Source organism: Rhodopseudomonas telluris, assembly GCF_042432815.1.
Taxonomy (GTDB): Bacteria; Pseudomonadota; Alphaproteobacteria; order Rhizobiales; family Xanthobacteraceae; genus Rhodopseudomonas; species Rhodopseudomonas telluris.
The window spans coordinates 711,560-734,363 of record NZ_JBHLWM010000001.1 but is presented as its reverse complement, the minus strand read 5'-3'; the positions used below and the strand labels follow the sequence as shown (position 1 = coordinate 734,363).

Below are 22,804 nucleotides of genomic sequence, written 5' to 3'. Positions count from 1 at the left end.
GACCGCGCTAAGGTCGCGGCCAATCCCAAGGGGATAACAATCAGGAGGACAATTCGGATGCTTGGACTGATGCAAGACTGGCCTTTGCTGTGTCATCGGATCATCGAGCACGCGGCCCGGATCCACGGCAACCAGGAGGTGGTGACGCGCTCGGTCGAGGGTCCGATCGTCCGCACCACCTATGCGCAGATCCATCAACGGGCGCTGAAGGTGAGCCAGATGCTGGACCGCGCCGGCATCAAGCTCGGCGACCGCGTCGCGACGATCGCCTGGAACACCGCCCGGCATCTGGAATGCTGGTACGGCATCATGGGAATCGGCGCGATCTGCCATACGGTCAATCCGCGGCTTTTTCCGGACCAGATCGCCTGGATCGTGAATCACGCCCAGGACCGCGTGATGATCACCGACCTCACCTTCATCCCGGTGCTGGAAAAGATCGCCGACCAGATCCCGAGCATCGAGCGCTACGTTGTGCTCACCGACGCGGAACACATGCCGCAGACCACGCTGAAGAACGCGGTGGCCTATGAAGAGTGGCTGAAGGAAGCCGACGGCGACTTCGCGTGGAAGACCTTCGACGAGAACACCGCGGCGGCGATGTGCTACACGTCTGGTACAACCGGCGATCCGAAGGGGGTGTTGTATTCGCATCGCTCCAACGTGCTGCACGCGCTGATGGCCAACAATCCGGACGCGCTCGGCACTCGCGCCGCCGACACCATGCTGCCGGTCGTGCCTTTGTTCCATGCCAACTCATGGGGCATCGCATTCTCGGCGCCGTCGATGGGCACCAAGCTGGTGATGCCCGGCGCCAAGCTCGACGGCGCCTCCGTCTATGAGCTGCTGTCGACCGAGAAGGTGACGCACACGGCGGGTGTTCCCACGGTGTGGCTGATGCTGCTGCAGCACATGCAGAAGGAGAAGCTGACGCTGCCGGACCTGAAGATGGTGATCTGCGGCGGCTCGGCGATGCCGCGCTCGATGATCAAGGCGTTCGTCGACATGGGCGCCGAGGCGCGCCACGCCTGGGGCATGACCGAGATGAGCCCGCTCGGCACGCTCGCCACGCTGAAGCCGCCGTTCGACAAGACCACCGGCGACGCACGGCTCGACGTGCTGGCGACGCAAGGCTATCCGCCGTTCGGCGTGCAGATGAAGATCACCGACGACGCCGGCAAGGACGTGCCGTGGGACGGCAAGACGTTCGGCCGGCTCAAGGTGTCGGGCCCGGCGATCGCCAAGGCGTATTACCGCGTCGACAAGGAGATCCTCGACGATGCCGGCTTCTTCGACACCGGCGACGTCGCGACCATCGACCAGGACGGCTACATGCGGATCACCGACCGCTCCAAGGACGTGATCAAGTCCGGCGGCGAGTGGATCTCCTCGATCGATCTGGAAAACCTCGCGGTCGGCCATCCCAAGGTGGCGGAAGCCGCGGTGATCGGCGTGTATCACCCGAAATGGGACGAGCGCCCGCTGCTGATCTGCCAGCTCAAGCCCGACGTCACCTGCACCCGCGACGAGATCCTGCAATACATGGACGGCAAGATCGCCAAGTGGTGGATGCCCGACGACATCGTCTTCGTCGACGCCATCCCGCACACGGCCACGGGGAAGATCCTGAAGACGGCCCTGCGCGATCAGTTCAAAACCTACACGCTGCCGGGGGCGGCGGCGTAAGAGCTATCGGCGGGCTCACTGCCTGGGGCACCCTCACCCCACCCCTCTCCCGCAAGCGGGAGAGGGAGCGCGCTGTGCTCTGCTCCCCTCCCCCTTGCGGGGAGGGGTCGGGGGTGGGGGTCCCCAAGCACCGAGCCCGGTGCGCCCTCACCCCCCCCTCTCCCGCAGGCGGGAGAGGGAGCGCGCTGTGCGCGGGGAGAGGTAGTGCGACTATCAGCCCAACACCGGCAACGTCCGTACCTCGTAGCAGCTGCTGATGCTGCGGTTCAGGATCGGGTCGCTGAGTTCGTAGTCGAAGCGGGTGGCGGGGCGGATGCCGCCTTTGGCGGCGAAGGTGCCGCCGAATAGCGCGGCGCCTTCCGGCAGGCCCGACGCGCCGAATTCGCGTTCGATCAGCTCGGCGGGCGGCAGCATGCCGGACAGGGTGCCTTCCTGATACAGCACGCGCTCGCCGCCGATCGTCGCGAAGGAGCGCAGCACGAGCTGGTCCCAATGCGCCGCGACGTCATCGACGGCCCACAGCTCGGGCGCCACCGGCTTGTCGCACATCTGCTTGGAGACGGTGATGTTGTAGGTTTCGACCTTGCGGTCGGTGTGGTCCGAGCCGACGCCGACATAGAGCTTGCCGCCGGAGTTGATCAGCACGAACTCGACCTCGCCGCTGGAATTCTCGTCGCTGACCTCGATCGCGGTGCGCGTCGTCAGCCGGGCGGCGGCGACGCGGTAGTAGATCGGGGTCGAAGCCGGCGGCGCAATGCCGAGTTCTTCGAGTTCCTTGATGTGCTTGTCGCGCGCCACCGGATCGCGGCCGGTCCAGCCGGCGACGATCAGGTCGCCGATCTGGACGGAGCGCGTGGTCTTGCGACCCTGTTCGTGGACGACGAAATCGATGGCAGCGGCATACATGAGCGGGTCTCGCAGGATTGACGGCTGAAGGAGCAGCGTGCGGGGACGCGGAACCGCATCCTCGCACGCTCAGGATGATTGAACTACTCGCCCTTGCGGGTGTCGAGCAACGTCCAGTGCTGATCCTTGGCTTCGATCACGTAGATCGGCTTGATCGCATCGTGATCGCCGCCGAACGAGATCGCCCCTTCGAGCGCCGGGAAATCCTTCAGCTTGCCGAGCGCGTCGCGGATGCCGGTGCGTTCCGCCGCGACCTTGTCGGCGTCGCCGGTGACCGACGCGGTCTTGATCGCTTCGGCCAGCAGATAGACGATGTCGTAGGCCGAGGCGTCCTGCTGGTTTGGTTCCTGCCGGGTCATGCCGGCCGCCGAGGTGCACTTGGCGAACTCCTTGGCGAACGCCTTGGTCCGGTCGTTGAGGTCGGCGAAGAACGTCGTGCCGATGGTCATCAGATTGCCGGCGCCCGCCATGCGCTTCGGCAGGTCGGGATCGGCCACGGTGGTGCCCGCGATCAGCCGCGCCTCGACGCCCTGGCGCTTCAGCTCCTTGGCGAGATTGATGGCGGCTTCCGGCGGCGCGCCGAGGCCGATGATGTCCGGCTTCATCTGGGCGAGCTGCGAGACCTGCGGCGACAGATCGAAGGCGTTGTACTGGAAGTCGACAGCGCCCTTGTTCTCGACGCCGTATTTGGTGAACAGAACCGGCACCACGCCGGTGCCGATCGACTTCGACACGGTGTCGTCGGTGGCGAACGCAGCGGCGCCGGTCTTCATCGGCAGCTTCTTGTCGCGCAGCGTCGCCAGCACCTCGTCGATCACGGTCTTCTCGTCGCGGGTGTTGCGGAACGCGTAGCTGAAGCCCTTGGTGAGGCCGGGCGCCGAGGACGACATCGACATCTGCACGATGCCGAGACGCTCGCCGGCCGGGAACGCGACGCGGACTTCACCGGACGAGAACGGGCCGATCACCGCCAGCGCCTTGTTGTCCTCGGCGAACTGGCGCACCGCGAGCGCGGCCTGCTTGGGGTCACCGCCGGTGTCGAACTTCACCAGCTTGATCTTGTTGCCGCCGACCCCGCCCTTGGCGTTGATCTCATCGACCGCTATATCGACCGCGACCTCGTTGGTGTTGGCGAGGCTGACATAGGGGCCGGTCTTGGCCATCGAGAAGCCGAGTACCAGATCGGCGGCCTGCGCGCCGCCTGCGATGCCGCCGATCAGTCCGAGGGCGACACCGGCCGCCGCAACGCTATACGCTTTCATCAATCCCCTGCTCCTTCTACTCTAGTGAGTGCCCGCCTGCATCAACCGGGATGGTTCGGAAGTCTCCTCGCTGCCGCCGCCGAGATAAGCGTCGAGCAGCCGGCGATCGTTGCGCAGCGCCTCGCACGGACCGGCCACCGCGACCTTGCCGAGTTCGAGCACCGTGGCGCTGTGCGCCACCGACAGCGCCTTGCCGGTGTTCTGCTCGACGAGCACGATCGTCAGCCCTCCGCGGTTCATCTCCTGGATCAGCTCGAACACCTTGGAGACGAACAGCGGCGACAGGCCGAGCGACGGCTCGTCGAGCATCAGCACCTGCGGCCGGGCCACCATCGCGCGGCCGATCGCCACCATCTGCTGCTCGCCACCCGACAGGGTCGCCGCCGCGACGTGACGGCGCTGGCCCAGATTGGGGAACCGCTCGTAGATCGCGTCGATCTCGCTGCGCACCGCGGCGCGGTCGCGGCGCAGATGCGCGCCGAGCAGCAGGTTTTCTTCGACCGTTAGCGACACCAGCACCTGGCGGCCTTCGGGGACCAGCACTAGGCCGCTCGCCAGCCGCGTGTGCGGGCGGGCGCGGGACAGATCGGTGTCGCGGAATTGGATGCGGCCGCGGGCGGCGGGCACGGCGCCCATGATGCCGAGCAGCAGCGTGGTCTTGCCGGCGCCGTTGGCGCCGAGCACGGTGACGATCTCGCCCTCCTCGACGGTGAGCGAAACGCCGTCGAGCGCGGTGACGCCGCCGTAGGCGACGGTGAGATCGGAGACGGAGAGGATCGCGCTCATGCCGCCTGCTCCGCGCCGAGATAGGCGGTGCGCACCACCGAATCGTGCTGCACCACCGACAGCGGGCCCTCGGCGATCTTGCTGCCGAAATTCAGCACCACGACGTGGTCGCAGATGGTGCCGACGAAATGCATGTCGTGCTCGACGATCAGCAGCGTGATGCCTCGCGCCTTCAGCGCTTCGAGATGCGCGGTGAGGGCCTGGGTCTCGACCGGGTTGAGGCCGGCGGCCGGCTCGTCCAGCATCAGCAACGAGGCGCCGGCGAGCGTGGCGCGGACGAGATCGATGCGCTTGCGGATGCCGTAAGGCAGCTCGCTGACCATCGCGTCGGCGTAGGCGCCAAGTCCCATCTCGTCGAGCGCCGCGACGACTTCGCGCCGCCAGCGATGGTTGGGGATCAGCCGGAACGGCGTCAGCAGATTGAGCAGGCCCGCGGCGCGGACATGCTGGCCGACCAGCAGGTTTTCCCACACGGTGAGATGCTGCATCAGCCGGACGTTCTGGAAGCTGCGGGCGATGCCGAGCTTGATGCGGCGACGCGACGCCATATTGGTGATGTCGCGGCCGTCGAACGACACCGTGCCTTGGTCGGGGATGAACACGCCGCTGACCATGTTGAACGCGGTGGTCTTGCCGGCGCCGTTCGGGCCGATCAGTCCGACGGTCTGGCCGCGCGCGACCGAGAAGCTCAGGTCCCGGATGACGTGGAGGCCGCCGAACGATTTCGACACGTTCTGCAGCGCGAGCAGCGGAGCTTCTGCAGTCATGGCTGCACTCCCGCTGGTTTACGCCTGAATAATCGGCCAAGGCGGCGCAGCGACGCCGGCGTCACCAGGCCCTGCGGCCGCACCGCCATGAAGCCGACGATCAGCACCGCGAACAGCACGTAGCGCCACGCCTCACCGGCGCGCAGCAGTTCCGGCACCAGGCTGAAGAACAGAGCGCCGACCAGCGGGCCCCACACCGTCTGGGTGCCGCCGAGCAGCACGTACAGCACCGTGTAGATGCTCAGCTGCACGCTGAAATGCTGCGCCTCGATGAAGCTGAAATGATGCGCATAGAGCCCGCCGCCGATGCCGGCGATCGCCGCGCCGAGCGTGAACGCCGCGACCTGCAGACCCCAGACCTTGAGGCCGAGCAGATCGGCGACCAGGCGGTCGTTCTTGATCGCGGTGAGATACAGCGTAAAGCGGGTCTGCGACAGACCGACCACGAACAGCACGATCGCGGCCGTCACCGAGAACACCGCGACCGGCGACGCATAGGTCGCGACCGGATAGCCGGCGGCGGCGCCGACCACTTCGAGATTGAGGAAGACGGCGGAGATCACCTGGCCGAGCGCGAAGGTGGCGAGCGCGAGATAGATGCCGTGGGTGCGCAGGATCGGCACCGCGACCAACAACGCCAGTCCGCCGGCAGCGAGGCCGCCGGTCGGGATCGCCGCGATCAGCGACCAGCCCATTTCGTTGGTCAGATACGCCGCCGTGTAGGCGCCGATCGCCATGAAGCCGGCGATGCAGAGATTGAGCTGGCCGGCGACCAGCGGCAGATATACCGCATAGGCCGCCATGACGTTGAAGCACAGAATGATCAGGACGCCGGTCTGATAGCCGCTCATCACAGCTTCTCCCGGATCGCCGGCTTGCCGAACAGCCCGTGCGGCCGCAGGATCAGCAGCACCAGCAGCGAGCCGTACACGGCGATGTTGACGGTGTCGGCGCCGAACGCCGAGATCGAGCCGACCTCGATCAGGCCGATGATCAGCCCGCCGATCACCGCGCCCCAGACGCTGCCCATGCCGCCGATGATCATCGCGGCGACGCCCTTGAAGCCGACGCCCTCGCCCATGAACGGCGACACCTGCAGATAGCTCAGCGCGAACATCACGCCGCCGAGCGCGGTGAACAGTGCGGTCAGCACGAAGATCTTCGGTACCAGCCGGCCGACGTCGACGCCGAGCAGCACCGCCGTCGAGCGGCTCTCGGCGATCGCGCGGATCTGCCGGCCGAGATTGGTCTTGCCGAGCATGAACGACAGCCCGACCACCAGCGCGAAGGTGAGCACCAGGCTGATCGCCTGCGCGGCGCCGATGACGAGACCGCCGACACGGAAGTTGAAATCGCCGAGCAGCGACGGAAAGGTCTGCTGATCGGAGCCGACGCCGACCAGCACGAGATTCTCCAGCAGCACCAGGAAGCCGAGCGACGACACCAGCGGCACTTCCGGATCGGCGCCGCGGGTGCGCCGATAGGACAGCTGCTCGACCGCGAGCGACACCAGCGCGGCGGCAGCGAGCGCACCGGCGATGGCGAACGCCCAGTGCCAACCTTGCGTCAGCAGCACCCAGCTCACCATGCCGCCGATCATGAATAGGCCAGGGATGGAGAAGTTGAGGAAGTTGAGGATACCGATCGCCAGCGTGAACGACACCCCCACCAGCACGTAGATCGAGCCGAGCATCAGGCCGTTGATCAACTGCTGCGCGATCATGCCCGATCTCCGCACGCCGCCGCGTGCCGGGCCGCGGCGGCCCGAACGCTGCGGCGATGGCCGCCCAAAGTGCTGATGGTGACGTCCGTCATCGCGCGCCTTAGACCGGGTCGAAGTAGTGCAGTTCGAACAGCACGCAGCCGGTCTCGGACTTGAACGGACCGTGGAATGCGCCCGGCGGACGGCAGGCGTAGGTGAACGGCTTGAAGCTTTCGCCGCCATTGCCGTTCTCGTCGTTGCCGACGGTGAGATCGCCGGAGACGAGGAACACTTCTTCCCAATACTCGTGCACGAACGGCTTGGTGGTGAACTCGCCCGGCTCGAACCGCAGCAGGCGGCTGCGCGAGCCGCGGCGGTTCTCTTCGTCGAGGCCGCCCGACAGGATCTTCTGCTGGATGCCCTTGGGATAGCCGGCCGGGACTTCCCAGCCCGTGCTCATGTCGACGGCACGGAATTCGTCGTGGATTTTGTTGACAGGCATAGTGCGTTCCTTGGTTCAGGCGGCTTGCGAGGTCTTCAGCTCGTCGGCGAGCTCGTAGCTGGACAGCATGTTGCTGACGAGGCCGCCGGCGCTATCCCAATCGTAAGTGCGGAACGAGTGGTTCTTGGTGACGAAGGTCGCGCCCGCGTAGAACATCTCGTATTGCTGATGCCGCGAGGCGAATTCCGAGCCGACCGCGTCCCAGGCCAGCTTGTAGAACTTGACCTTGTCGAGCGCGCCGGCCGCCGGCGACTGCTGGGTCTTCTCGACCAGCGTGGCGATCTCCGGATTGGCGAGATCCTGCACCGAGGACGGCAACATGATCATGCCGCCGCCGGCGAGTTCGCGCAGCGTATTGAGGATCTTGGCGTAGAGCTGCTGGGTCAGCGTCTGTGCCGCGTACAGCGTGTGACGATCCGGCACGTAGTAGCGGCCGTATTTGGTGCCCTTGACTTCCATCGCGGCCACGAAGGCATCGACCATGCCGCCTTCGGCGGCGAGCTGACCGAGCGTCTCGCGGACCTGCGGGAAGCCGAGCACGCCGTTGGTCTCGGCGATCCGCCGCGCCATCCCGATCAGGAAACGGACCTTCACCGAGAGGCGGACCATCGCCTGATAGTTCTGATAGACATGCGCCGGCGTCGCGTGGAACTGCTTCTGGCACATCTCCAGGTTCTTGTAGACGAAGATGCGGTCCCACGGCACCTTGACGTCGTCGAAATACAGCACGGCGTCGTTCTCGTCGAAGCGGCTCGACAGCGGATTGTCGAACACCGATTGCGACGACGCCTCGTAGGACTTGCGCGACAGGATCTGCAAGCCCTTGCTGTTCATCGGGATCGCGAACGACAGCGCGTAGGGCTCGTCGCCCGGCTGCAGCGGCTGAATGCAGGTGACGAACACCTCGTCCGCCATGATGCCGCCGGTCGCCAGCATCTTGGCGCCGCGAACGGTGATGCCCTGGGCGTCCTGATCGACCACGCCGGTGGTGAGGAACGCGTCTTTCTGCTGGGCGGCGCTCTTGGAGCGGTCGGCCTGGGGGTTGATGATGACGTAGGTCAGATACAGATCGCGGTCGCGCGCGTAAGCATAGTAGTCGGCGAGCGCCTTGGCGCGGTCCTTGTCGTAGGCCTCGAACTGATCGAGCCCCATATACATGCCGGCGATGCAGGAGGCGACGTGATCGGGCGCGCGGCCGAGGAAGCCGCCATGCAGCCCGCCCCAGGCTTCGAGCGCGGTGCGGCGCTGGCGCAGTTCGTCGAAGCTCTCCGGCAGTTGCCAGATCCGGTTGGCGCGGCCGCCGGTCGGCGTCGCGAAAGTCATCAGCTCGCGATTGGCGTCGTCCGCGGCAAAGTCGAACAGCTTGCCGACCGACTGGATGGCGTTGCGGAACGCCGGATGCCGCGTGGTGTCGTCGACGCGCTTGCCGTCGATGAACACAGCGCGTCCGTCGCGCAGGCCGGCGATATGTTGTTGTCCTGTCTTCATCGTCACACGCTTCCTTGTGCTGTGCTCGTCCGGGTCAGTAGTGGATCGGCAGCGGCCACATCGGCTCGCTGCCGCCCTGCCGGCTCAGGCTCTGATACTTGCCGCGGAAGAACACCAACGGCTCCTCGTCGTCCCGCGCGCCGAAACGCACCACGCGACCGACGAAAATCACGTGATCGCCGCCGTCGTACTGCGCGTAGGGCGCGCATTCGAAATGCGCGAGCGCGCCCGCCAGCAGCGGCGCTTCGGCATGGCCCAGCGAATGCGCGACGTCGCTCCATTTGTCGGTCGCAGCCTTGGCGAACTGGTTCGACAGCGCCTCCTGGCTGCGGCTCAGGATGTTGACCGCGTAGCCCTCGGCCGCCTGCATCGCTGGCAGGCTGAGCGCGCGGCGATCGACGCTGAACAGCACCAGCGGCGGATCGAGCGACACCGAATTAAACGAACTCATCGTCATGCCGATCGGTACGCCCGCCTCGCCACGCGCCGTGATCACGGCGACGCCGGTCGCGAATTGCGACAACGCCGATCGAAACTCCCGCACACCCTGCGACATCAACTCTCCGCTCGAATTACCTTTGATCCAAAGCTATTATAAAAAGCTAGTCAAGCGCGAATGCGAGGCACTCGCTGAGAAAAGATGCGGCAATGCGGCATGAATTTGGGCACGCCACGGCGCCGCCAACGCCGGAAACGCGGGCTTAACTCAAATGGAAAGAAGCGGAGAAAGGACTGGCGCTCAGCGCCGCCGCGACACTTTGCGCGTGGCCTCCGCCGCCATTGTCGATGGCGCGGTGAGAAAGCTCATCAGCGTCACGGCCTTGTCGCCGCACGCCACCAGCCGCGCCATCATCGAGGCGAGCTGGCGGAATTCCGACGCGCTGAGGCAATCGAACAGCGCGTCGTTGACCGGCGCCTGGATCTCGACGAGCTGCTCGAGCAGCTTGCGTCCTTTCGGCGTCACGGTGAGCAGCACGCGGCGGCGGTCTTCCTGATTGGCGCGCTTGTGGATCAGCCCGGCCTTGACCAGCTTGGAGACTTCGATGGTGACGAAGGCGCCGGACAGATGCAGATGCTCGGCGATGCGGCTGACGCCGACACCCTCCTCGCCCTGCAGATGCGCCACTGAAATTAGCGTCGTATAGGCGATGCCCGAAATCCCGAGGCGATCACCGAAACCGGCGCGGCACTGATCGACACGAGCGCTGAACGCGAGGAAGTCGTGGATGAAGGTGCGGAAAACCTCGTCGTCGCCCCCGGGCATCAGTTCCGACTTCGATACGGTTGCGCGGCGCAAACTCTCGCTCCCCTGGACTCGCGGCGCATCGGCCGGACGATGCTACTTGTCATACAGAAGAGGCTGTTTGTACAGGTTCGTGTCGCGGGACCGCTCCCTGCGCTGAGCGCGGAGCGGACGGCGCGAGCATGAAGCGAGGTCGGGCCCGCGTCTCACCACACGCCGGGCAGCAGACGGAAGCGTGTCGTCGACGCGTAGTCGGCGTAGCCGGGCAATTCCCGGTGCAAGGCTTCGTCTTCGCGCGCAGTGCGCCACACGAACAGCGCGGCAATCAGCAGAGCCGGCAGCAATGCCCAGCCGGAGCCGAGCATCAGCGCGGCGCCAGACATCCCGATCAGCGTGCCCAGATACATCGGGTGGCGCACGACACGATACGGCCCGCTCCGCACCACCGCGTGATCGCGGTCGCTCTGGATCCGGACGGTGCTCTCGGCATGCGTGTTGACCAGGAGCGTTGCGGTGGACAGCGCCGTGCCTGCGACCGACACGACAACGAACACCGCCGCATAGAGCCAGCCGCGCCCCCAATCGAGCCGACCGGCGCCGACGAAGGCCAGCGCCGCGTAGACGGCCGAGCCCGGTGCCGTCCGGGCCAGCCGGCGCGAAGCGCTGGGTGGTGGTGAGGATGGGTCGGTCGACATCGGCGCCTCCGGCGCGAGCACGGCAAGCCGGAGCGCTTGCCCACCCGGCAACGACCGTCGGCGCACCATGAGACAGGCGAGGCGCACGGTCATTGATCGGCGTCGTATCGTGCGGGACTCAGCTGTGCGGCACCCACGCGCCGATGCGGTGCCGGAGCAGTCAAGGCGCCATTCCGACCTTGAAATTCGCGGGCCGCCATGATCTCAACAGAGGCATCGTTCGGGCCCTGATGGAATCAGGCTTGGGCGTTGGATTGTGTTTCGACGCGTATTGTTCACGCGAGCCGATCGTCCGGTCGCTCGACGACGCTCTCGCTCGCGGCGCGGCGTGCTGGTTGCCGCAGCGGTCTCACACCGGCAGAACGGAAGCGATGGCGCGCAGATTTTCCGCTCCCTACCAGATGGAGCCCGTCTCCGGTCTCGCCACCTGGGCGCGCCGGCTCGCGGTGTTCGCCGCAGTGGCCGCCGTGGTCTCGACCCTGGTGGTAAGGTTCGACTTTCTCGAAGTGCGCCCGGCGATGGCGACGTTCTTCGGCGCGCTGGGACTCGCTGGCCTCTCGATCCTGCTGGCGCTGGCCGGCTTCGCGGCGATCTGGCAAACCGGCGCGCGCGGCATGGCGCGCATCCTGCTGGCGCTGTTGATCGACGTTCTGATCCTCGCCTATCCGGCCTATCTCGGCTGGCAATATCGCAGCCTGCCGAAGATCCACGACATCACCACCGACGCGATCGACCCGCCGAAATTCGAAACGCTGGCGCGGCTGCGGGTCGGCGACGACGTCAACACCGCGGTCTATGCCGGTCTGTATTCGGCCGAGCTGCAGCGCTCGGCCTATCCGTCGATCGAGACCGTACAGGTCGATCTGCCGGTGCAGCGCGCCTATGACCTGACGCTGACGATCGTCAATCGCCGCAAATGGCGGGTGGTGGATTCGCGTCCGCCGCAGCCGCCGCGCCGCGAAGGCCATATCGAGGCGGTGGCGCGCACCGCGGTGATGGGCCTGCCGGAAGACCTGGCGATCCGTATCCTGCCGGACGGCGACGGCGCCCGGATCGATATCCGCTCCGCCTCGCGCTACTTCGAAAGCGACCTCGGTAGCAACGCCGCCCGCGTCGCCAAGCTCAGCGAAGACATCAGCAGCGCCGCGGAGAACGCCCCGACGCCGAAACCGGAGCCCGCACCGAAGCAGCCGGCGAAGGGCAAGACGGCGCCGAAGAAGTAAGCGGCGCGCGCGTCGTGATTTGGTCGCCACCTTGCCCCGAGCACAGCGCGCTCCCTCTCCCGCTTGCGGGAGAGGGCTGGGGTGAGGGCGCCCCAGGCAGTGACTCAGCGACTCGCGGAGAGGAGTACCCTCACCCGCCGCGCTACGCGCGTCGACCTCTCCCGCAAGCGGGAGAGGTTGCGCTGTGCCGGCTGCACGGCAGTCCATGACAAATCGCCGTAGTACAGGCTCAGTTACTTCGCCAACCGGTACCTGCCGCCGATCAGCGGATCACCATCGGTGGCGACCACGCCGCGGGTCACGAGGTCTTCGAGGTGGGCGAGGACGGAGTAGCCGGCGGCGCTCATCAGGCGGGGGTCGATGCCGATATAGATGGCGCGGACCATCGTGGGGATGTCTGTCTCGCCCTTGCCCAGCCGGTGCAGGATCGAGGCTTCGCGGGCGACGCGGTGGCGTTTCAGGAAGCGCGAGTAGCGCGGGCCTTCGAGGATCTCGGCGCCGTGGCCGGACAGATACAGTTGCTCGTCGCGCGCGATCAGGCGATCGAGCGAATTCATGTAGTCGACCATCGAGCCGTCCGGTGGCGCCACGATCGAAGTCGACCAGCCCATGATGTGATCGCCGACCAGGATCGCGTCGCGCTCTGTCCACGCAAACGCCATGTGGTTGGCAGTGTGGCCCGGCGTCGCCACCGCTTCGACCGCCCAGCCGTCGCCCTCGATCACGTCGCCGTCGCTAATCGTCACGTCGGGTCTGAAATTGCGGTCGGCGCCGGATTCGGTCGACACCGTCTCGCTCTCGAAATACGGCCGCGAGGCGCGGTGCGGGCCTTCGGCATAGACCGTGGCGCCGGTCGCGGCCTTCAGTCGCGGCGTGCCAGGCGAATGGTCTTTGTGCGTATGGGTGACGAGAATGTGGGTGACGGTCTCGCCCTTCACCGCATCGATCAGCGCCTGCGCGTGCGCCTCGTTGTCCGGACCAGGATCGACGATCGCGACCTTGCCGGTGCCGATGATGTAGCTGACCGTGCCGGTGAAGGTGAAAGGCGACGGATTGTTGCACAACACCCGGCGCAGCCCGGGGCGAATTTCCTCGACGACGCCGGCTTTCAGCGGGAAGTCGCGATTGAACGGAACGTCGTCCGAAGTGTCGCTGGCGTCGCTCATGCGTTTCCCGGTGATGATGTTGTTATTATTTAGAGGAGAGGCTCTCCACCGCAAAGACCTCATACTGAGGAGGCCCGAAGGGCCGTCTCGAAGCATGGGCCGCGGGTGCTTGGAGCCCATCCTTCGAAACGCCTGCCTGACGGCAGGCTCCTCAGGATGAGGAGTGCGCGCGGCGATGCCGCGCACCCGCCTTACGCGAAGGCCTGCAATCCCGTGATGGCACGGCCCAAAATCAACGCGTGGACGTCGTGGGTGCCCTCGTAGGTGTTGACCGTCTCGAGGTTCTGGGCGTGGCGCATCACGTGGTACTCGATCTGGATGCCGTTGCCGCCGTGCATGTCGCGGGCGACGCGGGCGATGTCGAGGGCCTTGCCGCAATTGTTGCGCTTGACCAGCGAGATCATCTCGGGCGCGAACCGGCCCTCGTCCATCAGCCGGCCGACGCGCAGGCTGGCCTGCAGGCCGAGCGAAATCTCAGTCTCCATGTCGGCGAGCTTCTTCTGCACCAGCTGGGTGGCGGCGAGCGGGCGGTTGAACTGCTTGCGGTCGAGCGTGTACTGCCGGGCGCGGTGCATGCAGTCTTCGGCGGCGCCCATCACGCCCCAGGAGATGCCGTAGCGAGCGCGGTTGAGGCAGCCGAACGGGCCCTTGAGGCCGGAGACATTCGGCAACAGGTTTTCTTCCGGCACCACCACGCCGTCCATCACGATCTCGCCGGTGATCGACGCGCGCAGCGACAGCTTGCCGCCGATCTTCGGCGCGCTGAGACCCTTCATGCCCTTCTCGAGGATGAAGCCGCGGATCTGATTGTCGTGCGCGGCGGACTTGGCCCACACCACGAACACGTCGGCGATCGGCGCGTTCGAGATCCACATCTTCGAGCCGGTGAGCCGATAGCCATCGGCGACCTTCTCGGCTTTGGTCTTCATACCGCCCGGATCGGAACCGGCATCCGGCTCGGTCAGGCCGAAGCAGCCGACCCACTCGCCGGAGGCGAGCTTGGGCAGATACTTCTTGCGCTGGGTCTCGTCGCCATAGGCGTAGATCGGATACATCACCAGCGACGACTGCACCGAGTTCATCGAGCGATAGCCGCTATCGACGCGCTCGATCTCGCGCGCCACCAGGCCATACGCCACATAGCTGGCATTGGCACAGCCGTAGTCTTCCGGCAGCGTGATGCCGATCAGGCCGAGCGAGCCCATTTCGTTGAAGATCTCGCGATCGGTCTTCTCTTCGAGATAGGCCTGCGACACGCGCGGCAGCAGCTTGTCCTGCGCGTAGGCCCGCGCGGTGTCGCGGATCATCCGCTCGTCTTCGGTGAGCTGATCTTCCAGCAGCAGCGGGTCGTCCCACTTGAAGCTCGCCGGAACCGGCTTGTCCTTGGTTTGCGCGCGCACGCTCATGGAGTGTCCTTTCAGACGTTTCCGCCGTCTCGGGAGATGTGACTTTTGAGGGTAAGACCTTGATCAGGTGCCTTCAAGGTGCTCGTTGCCGACGATCTCGATGCCGAACCCCGACAGCCCCTTGTAGTCGAGCTGTGACGAGGTGAGATGCCGGATCGAACTGACGCCGAGATCACGCAGGATCTGGGCGCCGACGCCGATTTCGCGCCACTGCTTGTGACGATCCGCCTCGGCGGATTTCGGTTCATCGATCGGTGCGACCGGAACGCCCGCGGCACCGTCGCGCAGATAGATCAGGACGCCGGAACCATTCTTCTTGAAGTGATCGAGCACGGCTTCCATCCGGCGCGAGCCGGTGAAGATGTCCTTGATGATGTTCGGCTTGTGGAACCGCGTCAGCACGTTCCTGCCGTCGCCGACGCCATTGTAGACGCAAGCGAGGTGCGCGATCTCGTCGAACGGCGAGCGGTAGGCATAGCCCTGCATCGGGCCGATCGGGCTCTCCATCGGGAACGTCGCGACGCGCTCGATCAGCTTCTCGCGGGCCTGGCGATGCGCGATCAGGTCGGCGATGGTGACGAGCTTGAGGTTGTACTTCTTGGCGAATTCAACGACCTGAGCGCCTTTGGTGACGGTGCCGTCGTCGTTCATCAATTCGCTGATCACGCCGACCGGCGGCAGGCCGGCGAGCCGGCACAGATCGACCGCGGCCTCGGTATGACCCGAGCGCATCAGCACGCCGCCTTCCCGCGCGATCAGCGGGAAGATGTGACCGGGCCGCGCGAAGTCGGCCGCGCCCGCATTGGGATTGGCGAGCGCGCGGCAGCACGACGCGCGTTCGTCGGCCGAGATCCCGGTGCCGTTGTCGGGCTTGTAGTCGATCGACACCGTGAAGGCGGTGGTGTGGTTGCTGTCGTTGTGCGCCACCATCGGATCGAGCCGCAACCGGCGAGCGTCGTCCGGGGTGATCGGCGCACAGACGATGCCCGAGGTGTGGCGGATGATGAACGCCATCTTCTCGGCCGTGCACAGCGAAGCGGCGACGACGAGATCGCCCTCACCCTCGCGATCATCGTCATCGGTGACGACGACGATTTCGCCGGCGGCAAAGGCTTGCAGAACGTCCTGGATCGGGTGCGCCATGGGTCACTCTCTGGAACAAGTGCAGACCATATGACGCAGCCCGCGCGGCGACGCAACCCGCGCCGCTGCGGGGCCGGTTGCACGTGTCGCACAGCGGAATACGACGGGCGAGGAGCAGCGTTGAACAGGAGCACATTCCCCAACAACGCGGCCGGCTCCCTCGCCCGCTCTTGCGGGGAGAAGTTGGGGTGAGGGGCGACGCGGGAATGAGGTCGGGTCGTGCGGGAAAGTGACGCGCGGCCATGCCGGCGAAAGCGCGGGCTTGCGGAGACGCCCCCTCACCCGACCGCCTCCGCCGGTCGACCGCTCCCCGCGCGTGGGGAGAGATTAGTCAGTGCTCGGAGGCGCTGGATTGCTTCGCGGAGCCTTGTCATCGGCGACGCTTTGCGCCGACCTGCTCGCTCGCAAAGACGGTGACGCGAGGTCTGCCGCGACTAGGCGGGCGTCGCCGCCGCGGCCTTCTTCTTGACGAACTGATCGTACGCTTCAACCGCCTGGGCCGCGTACATCACGCTGGGTCCGGCACCCATGTAGATCGCCATGCCCATCGTCTCCATGATCTCGTCGCGGGTCGCGCCCTGCTTCACCGCGGCTTCGGCGTGGAAGCCGATGCAGCCGTCGCAGCGCGTCGCCACCGAGATCGCCAGCGCGATCAGCTCCTTGGTCTTCGTGTCGAGCGCGTTGGCCTTGAGCGCCGCTTGCGCGATCGCCGAGAAGCCCTTCATCACATCGGGCGCGCCGGTGCGCACTTCGCGCAGCGCCACCGACAATTCGCTCGTCAGATCGATCCAGTTCTTGTGCATGGTTTCACCTGAATGAGAACAACTCCCGGACCGGCCTAGCCGATTCCGGGAGCGGAGACGATATTTCGACGCCTGTGATCAGGATTGTTTGACCGGGCAGGTGCGAATGCCGAACAGCGTGTAGGCCGGGCAGAAGCCGACCGCTGCGGTGAGCAGCGGCACGACGCCGATCCACGCCCAGACCGGGCCGCCGGTCAGCGCCCAATAGATCAGGCCGATGCCGACGACGGCGCGCAGCAGGCGATCGATCATTCCAACATTGGCGGACATTGTGTTTCCCCTCGCTTGGTTGAGTGACGCTGTTGGTCTACGGCGAAGGGGCACAAGCGGTCTGTGACGAAGTCACCGCGCTTGGAAAATTCAGCGTCCGGCGGCAGCCCGCAGCGGCGCGGCGTTGCGCAGTTCGACCCGGCCGCGGCCGAGGCTGACCCAGCCGCGGCGCTCGAACGCCTTGAGCTGCCGGCTGACGACCTCGCGCGCGCTGCCGATCTCGGCCGCGAGTTGCTGATGGGTGATCGACAGTTCGGAGCCGCCGCCGGCCAGCGTCAGCAATCGTGCGGCGAGCCGCGACTCGATCGACCCGAAGGCGACATTCTGGATCACCGCCATCAGGTCCGCCATCCGCGCCGCCTGCGCGCCGAACACGAAGCTGCGAAACTGCGCCGAGCGCGCCATCAGGTCGTTGAATGTCGCGGCCGGCAGCGCCATCGCCTGCACCGGCGTTTCGGTGATCGCGAACGCGCTGTAGGCGTCGGACGCGAGCAGCGCCAGCGTGGTCAGGATGCAGATGCTGCCGGGGCCGAGCCGATACAGCACGATCTCGTTGCCGTCGGCATCGAGCTGATAAACCCGAACGCCGCCGCTGATGACGAGGATGAAGGCGTTACACGGCTCGCCCGGCGCATACACCGTGGTGCCGGCCGGCGCGTTCATCGCCATCGCGCCGGAGGCGAGCGGCGTCCGCTCGCCCTCCGGCATCGTGGCCAGGGCGGGAAACTGCTTCAACCAGTCGGGATCGGGCACGGGTGTTCCATCCGCTGCGTGTCGGATCGATCGTATGATCGACAGGGGACTTCGTCCAATTGATCGGCGTCAATGCCCGCGGCGGCGAACCGCCGCTGCTGCGTGCGGCGCGTAGGACGTGCTAGACCCGCGCCAGCAATCGAACAGGATTGGACGGACCATGGGCCTCGGACTGGGAAACAAGCTGCAGCACTGGCTGGACGGTCAAGGCCTCGGCACCATCATCGCGGCGGTGCTGGCGGTGATCGTGACGCTGTCGCTGATCCTGGTGGTCGGTGGCTATTGGCTGGTGACGCCGTGACCAGCGCCGCTGCGGCGGCGCTGCGGATCCATGGCGGCCGGGTCGATCTCGCGGCGCAAGCCTATCCGCAGGCGCCGCTGCCCTGGATCGACCTGTCGACCGGGATCAACCCGACCGCCTATCCGATCCCGCCGCTGCCGGCGGACACGTTCGCGCGGCTGCCGCTGGCTGCAGAGCTAGACGAGCTCTGCGCGGCCGCCGCGGAGGCCTATGGCCTGCCGCAAGGCGCCCTGATGCTGCCGACGCCGGGAAGCGAGATCGCGATCCGACTGGCGCCGCGGGTACTGACCGACACGCGCGGCGCGCAGGCCGGGATTCTGGCACCGACCTACAGCTCGCACGCTGCCGCATGGCGGGCGGCAGGCGCGCAGGTGCACGAACTCGGCGCCCTGCCCGATGTCGATGCCGCGCTCGACGCGCTGGTGATCGTCAACCCGAACAATCCGGACGGCCGCGCCGTCGGCGCTGGGCCGTTGCTGGCCTTTGCAGAGCGCTGGTGCGCGGCCGGCAAGCGGCTGGTGGTCGACGAAGCCTTCGCCGACGTGCGGCCGGAGCTGTCGCTGCTGCGCGGGCCCGCGCTGCCACGCGGCCTCGTGGTGCTGCGCTCGCTAGGCAAGTTCTTCGGTCTGGCGGGGGTGCGGCTCGGCTTCGTTGCGGTGAATGCCAACGATGCGCCGCCGTGGCGCGATCTGCTCGGCGACTGGGCCGCCTCCGGGCCAGCCTGTGCGATCGCCACCCGCGCGCTGCGCGATGACGCGTGGATCACCGCAATGCGCCGGCGGCTGGCGGCCGATCGACGGCGGCTGGACGCCACGCTGGCGCCAGCAGGACTGACGGCGTGCGGCGGCACCGACCTGTTCGGGCTGTATGAGGACCAATACGGCCGCGATCTGGTCGACGCCTTCGGCCGCGCCGGCGTGCTGATCCGCGGCTTCACCCACAGCCCGAACCGCTATCGCTTCGGCTTGCCGGGCGACGCAGCCGCGTGGAAGCGGCTGGAGCGGGTTTGCGCGACGTTAGCAACAGCGAAGACCGCAAACACCGCCTTAGTTTGACTCGCGGCCCCTCATCATCGTCAGGCCCGGGCTTGTCCCGGCCATGACGGGGATAGGTCGTGCCGCGCGCGAACTAGCCTGGCGTCGTTCAGGCCGCGCGGCGCACCGAGGGCTTGCGGACCGGAGGCGCCGGGGCCCTGGCGACGGCGCCGGAGGCGCGGCGGTCGAAGGCATCGCCGGCGGTGAGCAGCACGAGGCCGGAGAGGCCGGCGGCGGAGCCGATCAGGCCGAGCGTGATCACCAGCGGATAGCCGACCAGATAGATCGAACCGAACAGCAGCACCGCCGCGTTGAACGCGAAGAAGTACTTCGCCTCCGGGGAGCCGTGGACCGCATCCTTGGTCAGCCAGCCGATCACCGGCACATAGTAGAACGCTCGGACCAGGGCTTTCACATCTCTCTCCCGTGCTGTGTTGGCCGGACCGTCGGGCGGAGAAATCGCAAGCGCCTTGCAATCCGAACTGATGATCATCAATCCGCCGCAGCGCAGCAATTGTCAACGCAGAGCGGGATACCTCCGTAATCACCCGGAGGTCAAAAGCCGAGAGCGTGCAGCGGCTTAGGCACCCCCACCCGGACGATCCCCGGGGTCCTCGGGCCTCCCGTGCGTGGTGAACGATGCGTTGCGGCCATGCCGCGCGGCTTATCTTGATACCGCTAGCCTCGTTCGCCGGCCGCCCGACGTTTCGTCACGATCTGCTCGGCCTCCTGCGTCAGCAGACGGCGATCCGGCTTGTTGGTTGCCGACAGCGGAATCACCGCGCGGAATTCAACGAAGCGCGGATGTGCGAAGGCGGGGCCGTTGGCGATCGTGAAGGCCTTCACAGCCGCCTCGTCCACGTCCGCGCCGTCCTGCTTCACCACGAAAGCGAACGGCAACGTGCCCTTGATGTCGTCCGGCACCGGGACGACCGCGGCCTGATGCACGCCCGGCATTCGCTCGATCAGCTTCTCGACCTCGCCGGGCCAGACATTCTCACCGCCGACCACGAACATGTCGTCGGCGCGGCCGAGGAAGTGGAAGAAGCCGTTCTCGTCGCGGCGCATGATGTCGCCGGAGCGATACCAGCCATCCCGCATCACCTCGGCGGTCTTCTCCGGCAGGTTGTTGTAGCCCTCCATCAGCATCGGGTTCCTCATGTAGAGCACGCCCTCGTCCGGCGAGGCGCCCTCGCGCAGTTCGGCGAGCGCCCCATCGGTCGGATAGCCGACCGCGGTGTCGGGACGGGGCAGCCCGTCGGGATGCGCGCCGAACACGCCGGGGCCGGCCTCGGTGGTGCCGTAGGCGTTGCTGATCGCCGCGCCGGGGAAGATGCCCTGCACCTTCTCGACCAGCGCCTTGGTCAGCGGCGCCGAGCCCATCATCACGTTGGTGACGGAGGAGAAGTCGAGCGATCTGATCAGGTCCTGCTCGCGTGCCATCATCGCCAGCATGGTCGGGACTGACGTGAGCCAGGTGACGCGATATTTGGCGATCGCCTGCGCGTAGAGCCGCGCGTCGAACGACGGCAGCAGCACCATCGAGGCGCCGGCATGCAGCGCTGTCTTGGCGCTGATCGTCGCGTTCATGTGGAACATCGGCGCGGCGACGATGTAGCGGTGCTGCGAGCGGTCGCCGGCACGCGCGGCGGTGTCGAGTGCCCACATCTGCGAGGCGTGCGACAGCAGCACGCCCTTCGGCATGCCGGTCGAACCCGATGTGTAAAGGATGGTGGCGACCTCGCGGCCCTGCGGCTCGAAGGACTGGAACGGACCGTAGTCGAGCAGCGCCGCGTAGCCGTCGGGCGCATCGAAGTCGATCCCCAGCACGCCGACCGGCACCATCGCGGCGCGGTCGCGATCGTGAAACACCGCGCGTAGATCGGCATCCTTGACGATGTAGTCGACCGTCTCACGCGCCAGCTTGAAGGAGATCGGCACCGCGACGAGGCCCGCGCGCATAATGCCGAGATACGCGGCGATCATCGGCGCGGAGTTCAGCGCCATGATGCCGACGCGGTCACCCGGCTTCAGCCCCTTGCGCAGCAGCCCGCGCGCCACCGCGTCGCAGGCAGCGTCGAGCGCCGCATAGGTCGTCTCCTCCGGCTGTTCGGGCCGGCTGAGATCGATGATCGCGACCTTGTCGGGATTCTGCGACGGATCGAAACAGCAGCCGAGATTGCGGGACGGCCAGGACATGGGAGAACTCCAGATAGCAATCCAGAAACAAGAGGCCAGAGTTCGTCATGGCCGGGCTTGTCCCGGCCATCTACGCCTTTGTGCGGCCAATTCAGTGAAGGCGTGGATGCCCGGCACAAGGCCGGGCATGACGATGGAGAGGTGCGTGCGGCGACCGGGACGCAGGCCTCGCTGCTGAGCAGGGCCGGGACAAGCCCGGCCCATGACGGGGTATTACTTCTTCACCAGCGGGCAGGCGCTTTCGGACAGCGGGCGGAAGGCCTTGTCGCCCGGGATGGTCTCGAGGATGGTGTAGAAGTCCCACGGCCCCCTGGAGTCCGCCGGCTTCTTCACTTCGGCCAGATACATGTCATGCACCATGCGGCCGTCGATGCGGATCTTGCCGCCCTTGGCGAAGAAGTCGTTGACCGGCGTGTCGCGCATCTTGGCCATCACGGTCTGGGCGTCGAGTGTGCCGACGGCCGCCACCGCCTTGAGATAGTGCATGGTCGAGGAGTAGTCGCCGGCCTGGGTCGAGGTCGGCATCTTGCCGAACTTCTCGTTGAAACGCTTGGCGAAGGCACGGGTTTCGTCGTTGAGATCCCAGTACCAGGCTTCCGTCAGCAGCAGTCCCTGCGCAGCCTGCAGGCCAAGCGCCTTGGTATCGTTCAGGTTGATCGCGAGGCCCACCACCTGCTGCTTGCCATCGCGGCCGATGCCGAACTCAGCAGCGGACTTGATGGAATTGATGGTGTCGGCGCCGCCATTGGCGAGCGCGATCACGTCGGAGCCCGAACTCTGCGCCTGCAGCAGGAAGGACGAGAAGTCGCTGGTGTTGATCGGGTGCTTGATGTCCGAAACCACGGTGCCGCCGGCGGCTTCGACGAACCGGGTCGCGTCACCTGCGAGCTGATGACCGTAGGCGAAGTCGGCTTCCAGGATCGCCCACTTCTTCTTGCCGCGGCTGACGACGGCGTTGGCCGTACCGCGCGCCAGCGCGTAGGTGTCCCAGGTGTAGTGGATGCTGTTCGGCGTGCACTTCTCGTTGGTGATCACCGAGGTCGATGCGCCGTTGACGATGGCGATGCGGTCCTTGGCCTTGGTCAGCTCCATGACGCCGAGCGCGACCGAAGAATTCATCAGGTCGGCGAGCATCACGACGTTCTTCTCGTCGATCCAGCCGCGCGCCAGCGACAGGCCGATGTCGGCCTTGTTCTGATGATCCGCCGACAGCACTTCGATCGGACGGCCCAGCACCTTGCCGCCGAAATCCTCGACAGCCATGTTCACCGCGACCACCGCGCCGGGGCCGGAGATGTCGGCGAACAGGCCCGACATGTCGGTGAGCACGCCGATACGGATCGGCGAATTATCGGCCTGCTGCGCGAAGGCACTGCCGCCGAGGCCCGCCAGGCCGAGCGCCGCGCCGAGAGCAAGCGCGGTGGCGCGCCTGGTGATCATCCGTTGAGTCCTCATCATGCTGTTTTCAA

General features: G+C 66.4%; 24 protein-coding genes. 4 read left to right on the top strand and 20 right to left on the bottom strand.

From position 1 onward, the window contains the following. Positions 1 to 57: 57 nt before the first annotated feature. A complete protein-coding gene (locus tag ACFFJ6_RS03370) occupies positions 58 to 1,686 on the top strand; it encodes a fatty-acid--CoA ligase (RefSeq protein WP_378384352.1) in 1,629 nt (542 codons plus the stop codon). Positions 1,687 to 1,899: 213 nt separating this feature from the next. Here the strand turns inward: ACFFJ6_RS03370 and ACFFJ6_RS03365 are convergent, their stop codons facing one another. The 11 genes from ACFFJ6_RS03365 to ACFFJ6_RS03315 form a co-directional block, all read right to left on the bottom strand. Further along, entirely contained in the window at positions 1,900 to 2,592 is a 693-nt protein-coding gene (locus ACFFJ6_RS03365) for a DUF2848 domain-containing protein (protein ID WP_378384350.1), read from the bottom strand. 83 nt (positions 2,593 to 2,675) lie between these two features. Next, positions 2,676 to 3,854: an ABC transporter substrate-binding protein gene (locus ACFFJ6_RS03360; RefSeq protein WP_378384348.1), complete on the bottom strand. Its 1,179-nt coding sequence runs from the start codon at positions 3,852 to 3,854 to the stop codon at positions 2,676 to 2,678. Positions 3,855 to 3,875: 21 nt separating this feature from the next. Then, the gene (locus tag ACFFJ6_RS03355) at positions 3,876 to 4,640 is read right to left on the bottom strand and encodes an ABC transporter ATP-binding protein (RefSeq protein ID WP_378384346.1); all 765 of its coding nucleotides are present in this window, start codon (positions 4,638 to 4,640) and stop codon (positions 3,876 to 3,878) included. Then, on the bottom strand, positions 4,637 to 5,407 hold the full coding sequence (locus tag ACFFJ6_RS03350) for an ABC transporter ATP-binding protein (protein WP_378384344.1): 771 nt from the start codon (positions 5,405 to 5,407) through the stop codon (positions 4,637 to 4,639). The genes ACFFJ6_RS03355 and ACFFJ6_RS03350 overlap by 4 nt, the downstream gene beginning before the upstream one ends. Beyond that, positions 5,404 to 6,258, bottom strand: coding sequence for a branched-chain amino acid ABC transporter permease (locus ACFFJ6_RS03345; protein ID WP_378384342.1), 855 nt, complete (start codon positions 6,256 to 6,258; stop codon positions 5,404 to 5,406). The genes ACFFJ6_RS03350 and ACFFJ6_RS03345 overlap by 4 nt, the downstream gene beginning before the upstream one ends. Further along, positions 6,258 to 7,130: a branched-chain amino acid ABC transporter permease gene (locus ACFFJ6_RS03340; RefSeq protein ID WP_378384340.1), complete on the bottom strand. Its 873-nt coding sequence runs from the start codon at positions 7,128 to 7,130 to the stop codon at positions 6,258 to 6,260. Before ACFFJ6_RS03340 ends, ACFFJ6_RS03345 begins: the two co-directional genes overlap by 1 nt. 100 nt (positions 7,131 to 7,230) lie before the next feature. Beyond that, the gene (locus ACFFJ6_RS03335; RefSeq protein WP_054163648.1) at positions 7,231 to 7,611 is read right to left on the bottom strand and encodes a cupin domain-containing protein; all 381 of its coding nucleotides are present in this window, start codon (positions 7,609 to 7,611) and stop codon (positions 7,231 to 7,233) included. A 15-nt stretch (positions 7,612 to 7,626) separates the two neighbouring features. After that, positions 7,627 to 9,099: a 4-hydroxyphenylacetate 3-hydroxylase family protein gene (locus ACFFJ6_RS03330; protein ID WP_378384338.1), complete on the bottom strand. Its 1,473-nt coding sequence runs from the start codon at positions 9,097 to 9,099 to the stop codon at positions 7,627 to 7,629. 34 nt (positions 9,100 to 9,133) lie between these two features. Continuing rightward, positions 9,134 to 9,655 (bottom strand): flavin reductase family protein, encoded by a 522-nt coding sequence (locus tag ACFFJ6_RS03325; protein WP_378384336.1) that lies wholly within the window; start codon positions 9,653 to 9,655, stop codon positions 9,134 to 9,136. Between the two features lie 183 nt (positions 9,656 to 9,838). Then, the gene (locus ACFFJ6_RS03320) at positions 9,839 to 10,396 is read right to left on the bottom strand and encodes a MarR family winged helix-turn-helix transcriptional regulator (protein ID WP_378384334.1); all 558 of its coding nucleotides are present in this window, start codon (positions 10,394 to 10,396) and stop codon (positions 9,839 to 9,841) included. A gap of 152 nt (positions 10,397 to 10,548) precedes the next feature. Further along, complete coding sequence (locus ACFFJ6_RS03315) at positions 10,549 to 11,130, bottom strand: methyltransferase family protein (RefSeq protein WP_378384332.1); 582 nt, start codon at positions 11,128 to 11,130, stop codon at positions 10,549 to 10,551. 278 nt (positions 11,131 to 11,408) lie between these two features. Here ACFFJ6_RS03315 and ACFFJ6_RS03310 point away from each other — a divergent pair, with 278 nt between their 5' ends. After that, positions 11,409 to 12,260: a DUF1499 domain-containing protein gene (locus ACFFJ6_RS03310; RefSeq protein ID WP_378384330.1), complete on the top strand. Its 852-nt coding sequence runs from the start codon at positions 11,409 to 11,411 to the stop codon at positions 12,258 to 12,260. A gap of 233 nt (positions 12,261 to 12,493) precedes the next feature. Here the strand turns inward: ACFFJ6_RS03310 and ACFFJ6_RS03305 are convergent, their stop codons facing one another. The 6 genes from ACFFJ6_RS03305 to ACFFJ6_RS03280 all read right to left on the bottom strand — a co-directional run bounded on the left by ACFFJ6_RS03305 (position 12,494) and on the right by ACFFJ6_RS03280 (position 17,756). Continuing rightward, positions 12,494 to 13,426, bottom strand: a complete 933-nt coding sequence (locus ACFFJ6_RS03305; RefSeq protein ID WP_378384328.1) for an MBL fold metallo-hydrolase — start codon at positions 13,424 to 13,426, stop codon at positions 12,494 to 12,496. A gap of 191 nt (positions 13,427 to 13,617) precedes the next feature. Next, complete coding sequence (locus tag ACFFJ6_RS03300) at positions 13,618 to 14,832, bottom strand: acyl-CoA dehydrogenase (protein WP_378384326.1); 1,215 nt, start codon at positions 14,830 to 14,832, stop codon at positions 13,618 to 13,620. A 63-nt stretch (positions 14,833 to 14,895) separates the two neighbouring features. Continuing rightward, positions 14,896 to 15,975 (bottom strand): 3,4-dihydroxy-2-butanone-4-phosphate synthase, encoded by a 1,080-nt coding sequence (gene ribB, locus ACFFJ6_RS03295; RefSeq protein WP_378384324.1) that lies wholly within the window; start codon positions 15,973 to 15,975, stop codon positions 14,896 to 14,898. 434 nt (positions 15,976 to 16,409) lie between these two features. Continuing rightward, on the bottom strand, positions 16,410 to 16,778 hold the full coding sequence (locus tag ACFFJ6_RS03290; RefSeq protein ID WP_378384322.1) for a carboxymuconolactone decarboxylase family protein: 369 nt from the start codon (positions 16,776 to 16,778) through the stop codon (positions 16,410 to 16,412). Between the two features lie 78 nt (positions 16,779 to 16,856). After that, positions 16,857 to 17,048 (bottom strand): YgaP family membrane protein, encoded by a 192-nt coding sequence (locus tag ACFFJ6_RS03285; protein ID WP_378384320.1) that lies wholly within the window; start codon positions 17,046 to 17,048, stop codon positions 16,857 to 16,859. A 90-nt stretch (positions 17,049 to 17,138) separates the two neighbouring features. Beyond that, a complete protein-coding gene (locus ACFFJ6_RS03280) occupies positions 17,139 to 17,756 on the bottom strand; it encodes a Crp/Fnr family transcriptional regulator (RefSeq protein WP_378385718.1) in 618 nt (205 codons plus the stop codon). 205 nt (positions 17,757 to 17,961) lie between these two features. On the opposite strand from ACFFJ6_RS03280, the gene ACFFJ6_RS03275 reads away from it, so the two are divergent. Beyond that, positions 17,962 to 18,102 (top strand): hypothetical protein, encoded by a 141-nt coding sequence (locus ACFFJ6_RS03275; RefSeq protein WP_378384318.1) that lies wholly within the window; start codon positions 17,962 to 17,964, stop codon positions 18,100 to 18,102. Beyond that, positions 18,099 to 19,157: a threonine-phosphate decarboxylase CobD gene (gene cobD / locus ACFFJ6_RS03270; protein WP_378384316.1), complete on the top strand. Its 1,059-nt coding sequence runs from the start codon at positions 18,099 to 18,101 to the stop codon at positions 19,155 to 19,157. Before ACFFJ6_RS03275 ends, cobD begins: the two co-directional genes overlap by 4 nt. A gap of 88 nt (positions 19,158 to 19,245) precedes the next feature. Here the strand turns inward: cobD and ACFFJ6_RS03265 are convergent, their stop codons facing one another. The 3 genes from ACFFJ6_RS03265 to ACFFJ6_RS03255 all read right to left on the bottom strand — a co-directional run bounded on the left by ACFFJ6_RS03265 (position 19,246) and on the right by ACFFJ6_RS03255 (position 22,775). Next, positions 19,246 to 19,551, bottom strand: a complete 306-nt coding sequence (locus ACFFJ6_RS03265; protein ID WP_378384314.1) for a hypothetical protein — start codon at positions 19,549 to 19,551, stop codon at positions 19,246 to 19,248. 263 nt (positions 19,552 to 19,814) lie between these two features. Next, on the bottom strand, positions 19,815 to 21,335 hold the full coding sequence (locus tag ACFFJ6_RS03260; RefSeq protein ID WP_378384312.1) for a class I adenylate-forming enzyme family protein: 1,521 nt from the start codon (positions 21,333 to 21,335) through the stop codon (positions 19,815 to 19,817). Positions 21,336 to 21,548: 213 nt separating this feature from the next. Further along, on the bottom strand, positions 21,549 to 22,775 hold the full coding sequence (locus ACFFJ6_RS03255) for an ABC transporter substrate-binding protein (RefSeq protein WP_378384310.1): 1,227 nt from the start codon (positions 22,773 to 22,775) through the stop codon (positions 21,549 to 21,551). Positions 22,776 to 22,804: the final 29 nt, after the last annotated feature.

Bases quoted from the DNA above. Each gene is read 5' to 3' on its own strand.
- ACFFJ6_RS03370 (WP_378384352.1), top strand. From the start codon at position 58: ATGCTTGGACTGATGCAAGACTGGCCTTTGCTGTGTCATCGGATCATC.
- ACFFJ6_RS03365 (WP_378384350.1), bottom strand. From the start codon at position 2,592: ATGTATGCCGCTGCCATCGATTTCGTCGTCCACGAACAGGGTCGCAAG.
- ACFFJ6_RS03360 (WP_378384348.1), bottom strand. From the start codon at position 3,854: ATGAAAGCGTATAGCGTTGCGGCGGCCGGTGTCGCCCTCGGACTGATC.
- ACFFJ6_RS03355 (WP_378384346.1), bottom strand. From the start codon at position 4,640: ATGAGCGCGATCCTCTCCGTCTCCGATCTCACCGTCGCCTACGGCGGC.
- ACFFJ6_RS03350 (WP_378384344.1), bottom strand. From the start codon at position 5,407: ATGACTGCAGAAGCTCCGCTGCTCGCGCTGCAGAACGTGTCGAAATCG.
- ACFFJ6_RS03345 (WP_378384342.1), bottom strand. From the start codon at position 6,258: ATGAGCGGCTATCAGACCGGCGTCCTGATCATTCTGTGCTTCAACGTC.
- ACFFJ6_RS03340 (WP_378384340.1), bottom strand. From the start codon at position 7,130: ATGATCGCGCAGCAGTTGATCAACGGCCTGATGCTCGGCTCGATCTAC.
- ACFFJ6_RS03335 (WP_054163648.1), bottom strand. From the start codon at position 7,611: ATGCCTGTCAACAAAATCCACGACGAATTCCGTGCCGTCGACATGAGC.
- ACFFJ6_RS03330 (WP_378384338.1), bottom strand. From the start codon at position 9,099: ATGAAGACAGGACAACAACATATCGCCGGCCTGCGCGACGGACGCGCT.
- ACFFJ6_RS03325 (WP_378384336.1), bottom strand. From the start codon at position 9,655: ATGTCGCAGGGTGTGCGGGAGTTTCGATCGGCGTTGTCGCAATTCGCG.
- ACFFJ6_RS03315 (WP_378384332.1), bottom strand. From the start codon at position 11,130: ATGACCGTGCGCCTCGCCTGTCTCATGGTGCGCCGACGGTCGTTGCCG.
- ACFFJ6_RS03310 (WP_378384330.1), top strand. From the start codon at position 11,409: ATGGCGCGCAGATTTTCCGCTCCCTACCAGATGGAGCCCGTCTCCGGT.
- ACFFJ6_RS03305 (WP_378384328.1), bottom strand. From the start codon at position 13,426: ATGAGCGACGCCAGCGACACTTCGGACGACGTTCCGTTCAATCGCGAC.
- ACFFJ6_RS03300 (WP_378384326.1), bottom strand. From the start codon at position 14,832: ATGAGCGTGCGCGCGCAAACCAAGGACAAGCCGGTTCCGGCGAGCTTC.
- ribB (WP_378384324.1), bottom strand. From the start codon at position 15,975: ATGGCGCACCCGATCCAGGACGTTCTGCAAGCCTTTGCCGCCGGCGAA.
- ACFFJ6_RS03290 (WP_378384322.1), bottom strand. From the start codon at position 16,778: ATGCACAAGAACTGGATCGATCTGACGAGCGAATTGTCGGTGGCGCTG.
- ACFFJ6_RS03285 (WP_378384320.1), bottom strand. From the start codon at position 17,048: ATGTCCGCCAATGTTGGAATGATCGATCGCCTGCTGCGCGCCGTCGTC.
- ACFFJ6_RS03280 (WP_378385718.1), bottom strand. From the start codon at position 17,756: ATGCCGGAGGGCGAGCGGACGCCGCTCGCCTCCGGCGCGATGGCGATG.
- ACFFJ6_RS03275 (WP_378384318.1), top strand. From the start codon at position 17,962: ATGGGCCTCGGACTGGGAAACAAGCTGCAGCACTGGCTGGACGGTCAA.
- ACFFJ6_RS03260 (WP_378384312.1), bottom strand. From the start codon at position 21,335: ATGTCCTGGCCGTCCCGCAATCTCGGCTGCTGTTTCGATCCGTCGCAG.
- ACFFJ6_RS03255 (WP_378384310.1), bottom strand. From the start codon at position 22,775: ATGATCACCAGGCGCGCCACCGCGCTTGCTCTCGGCGCGGCGCTCGGC.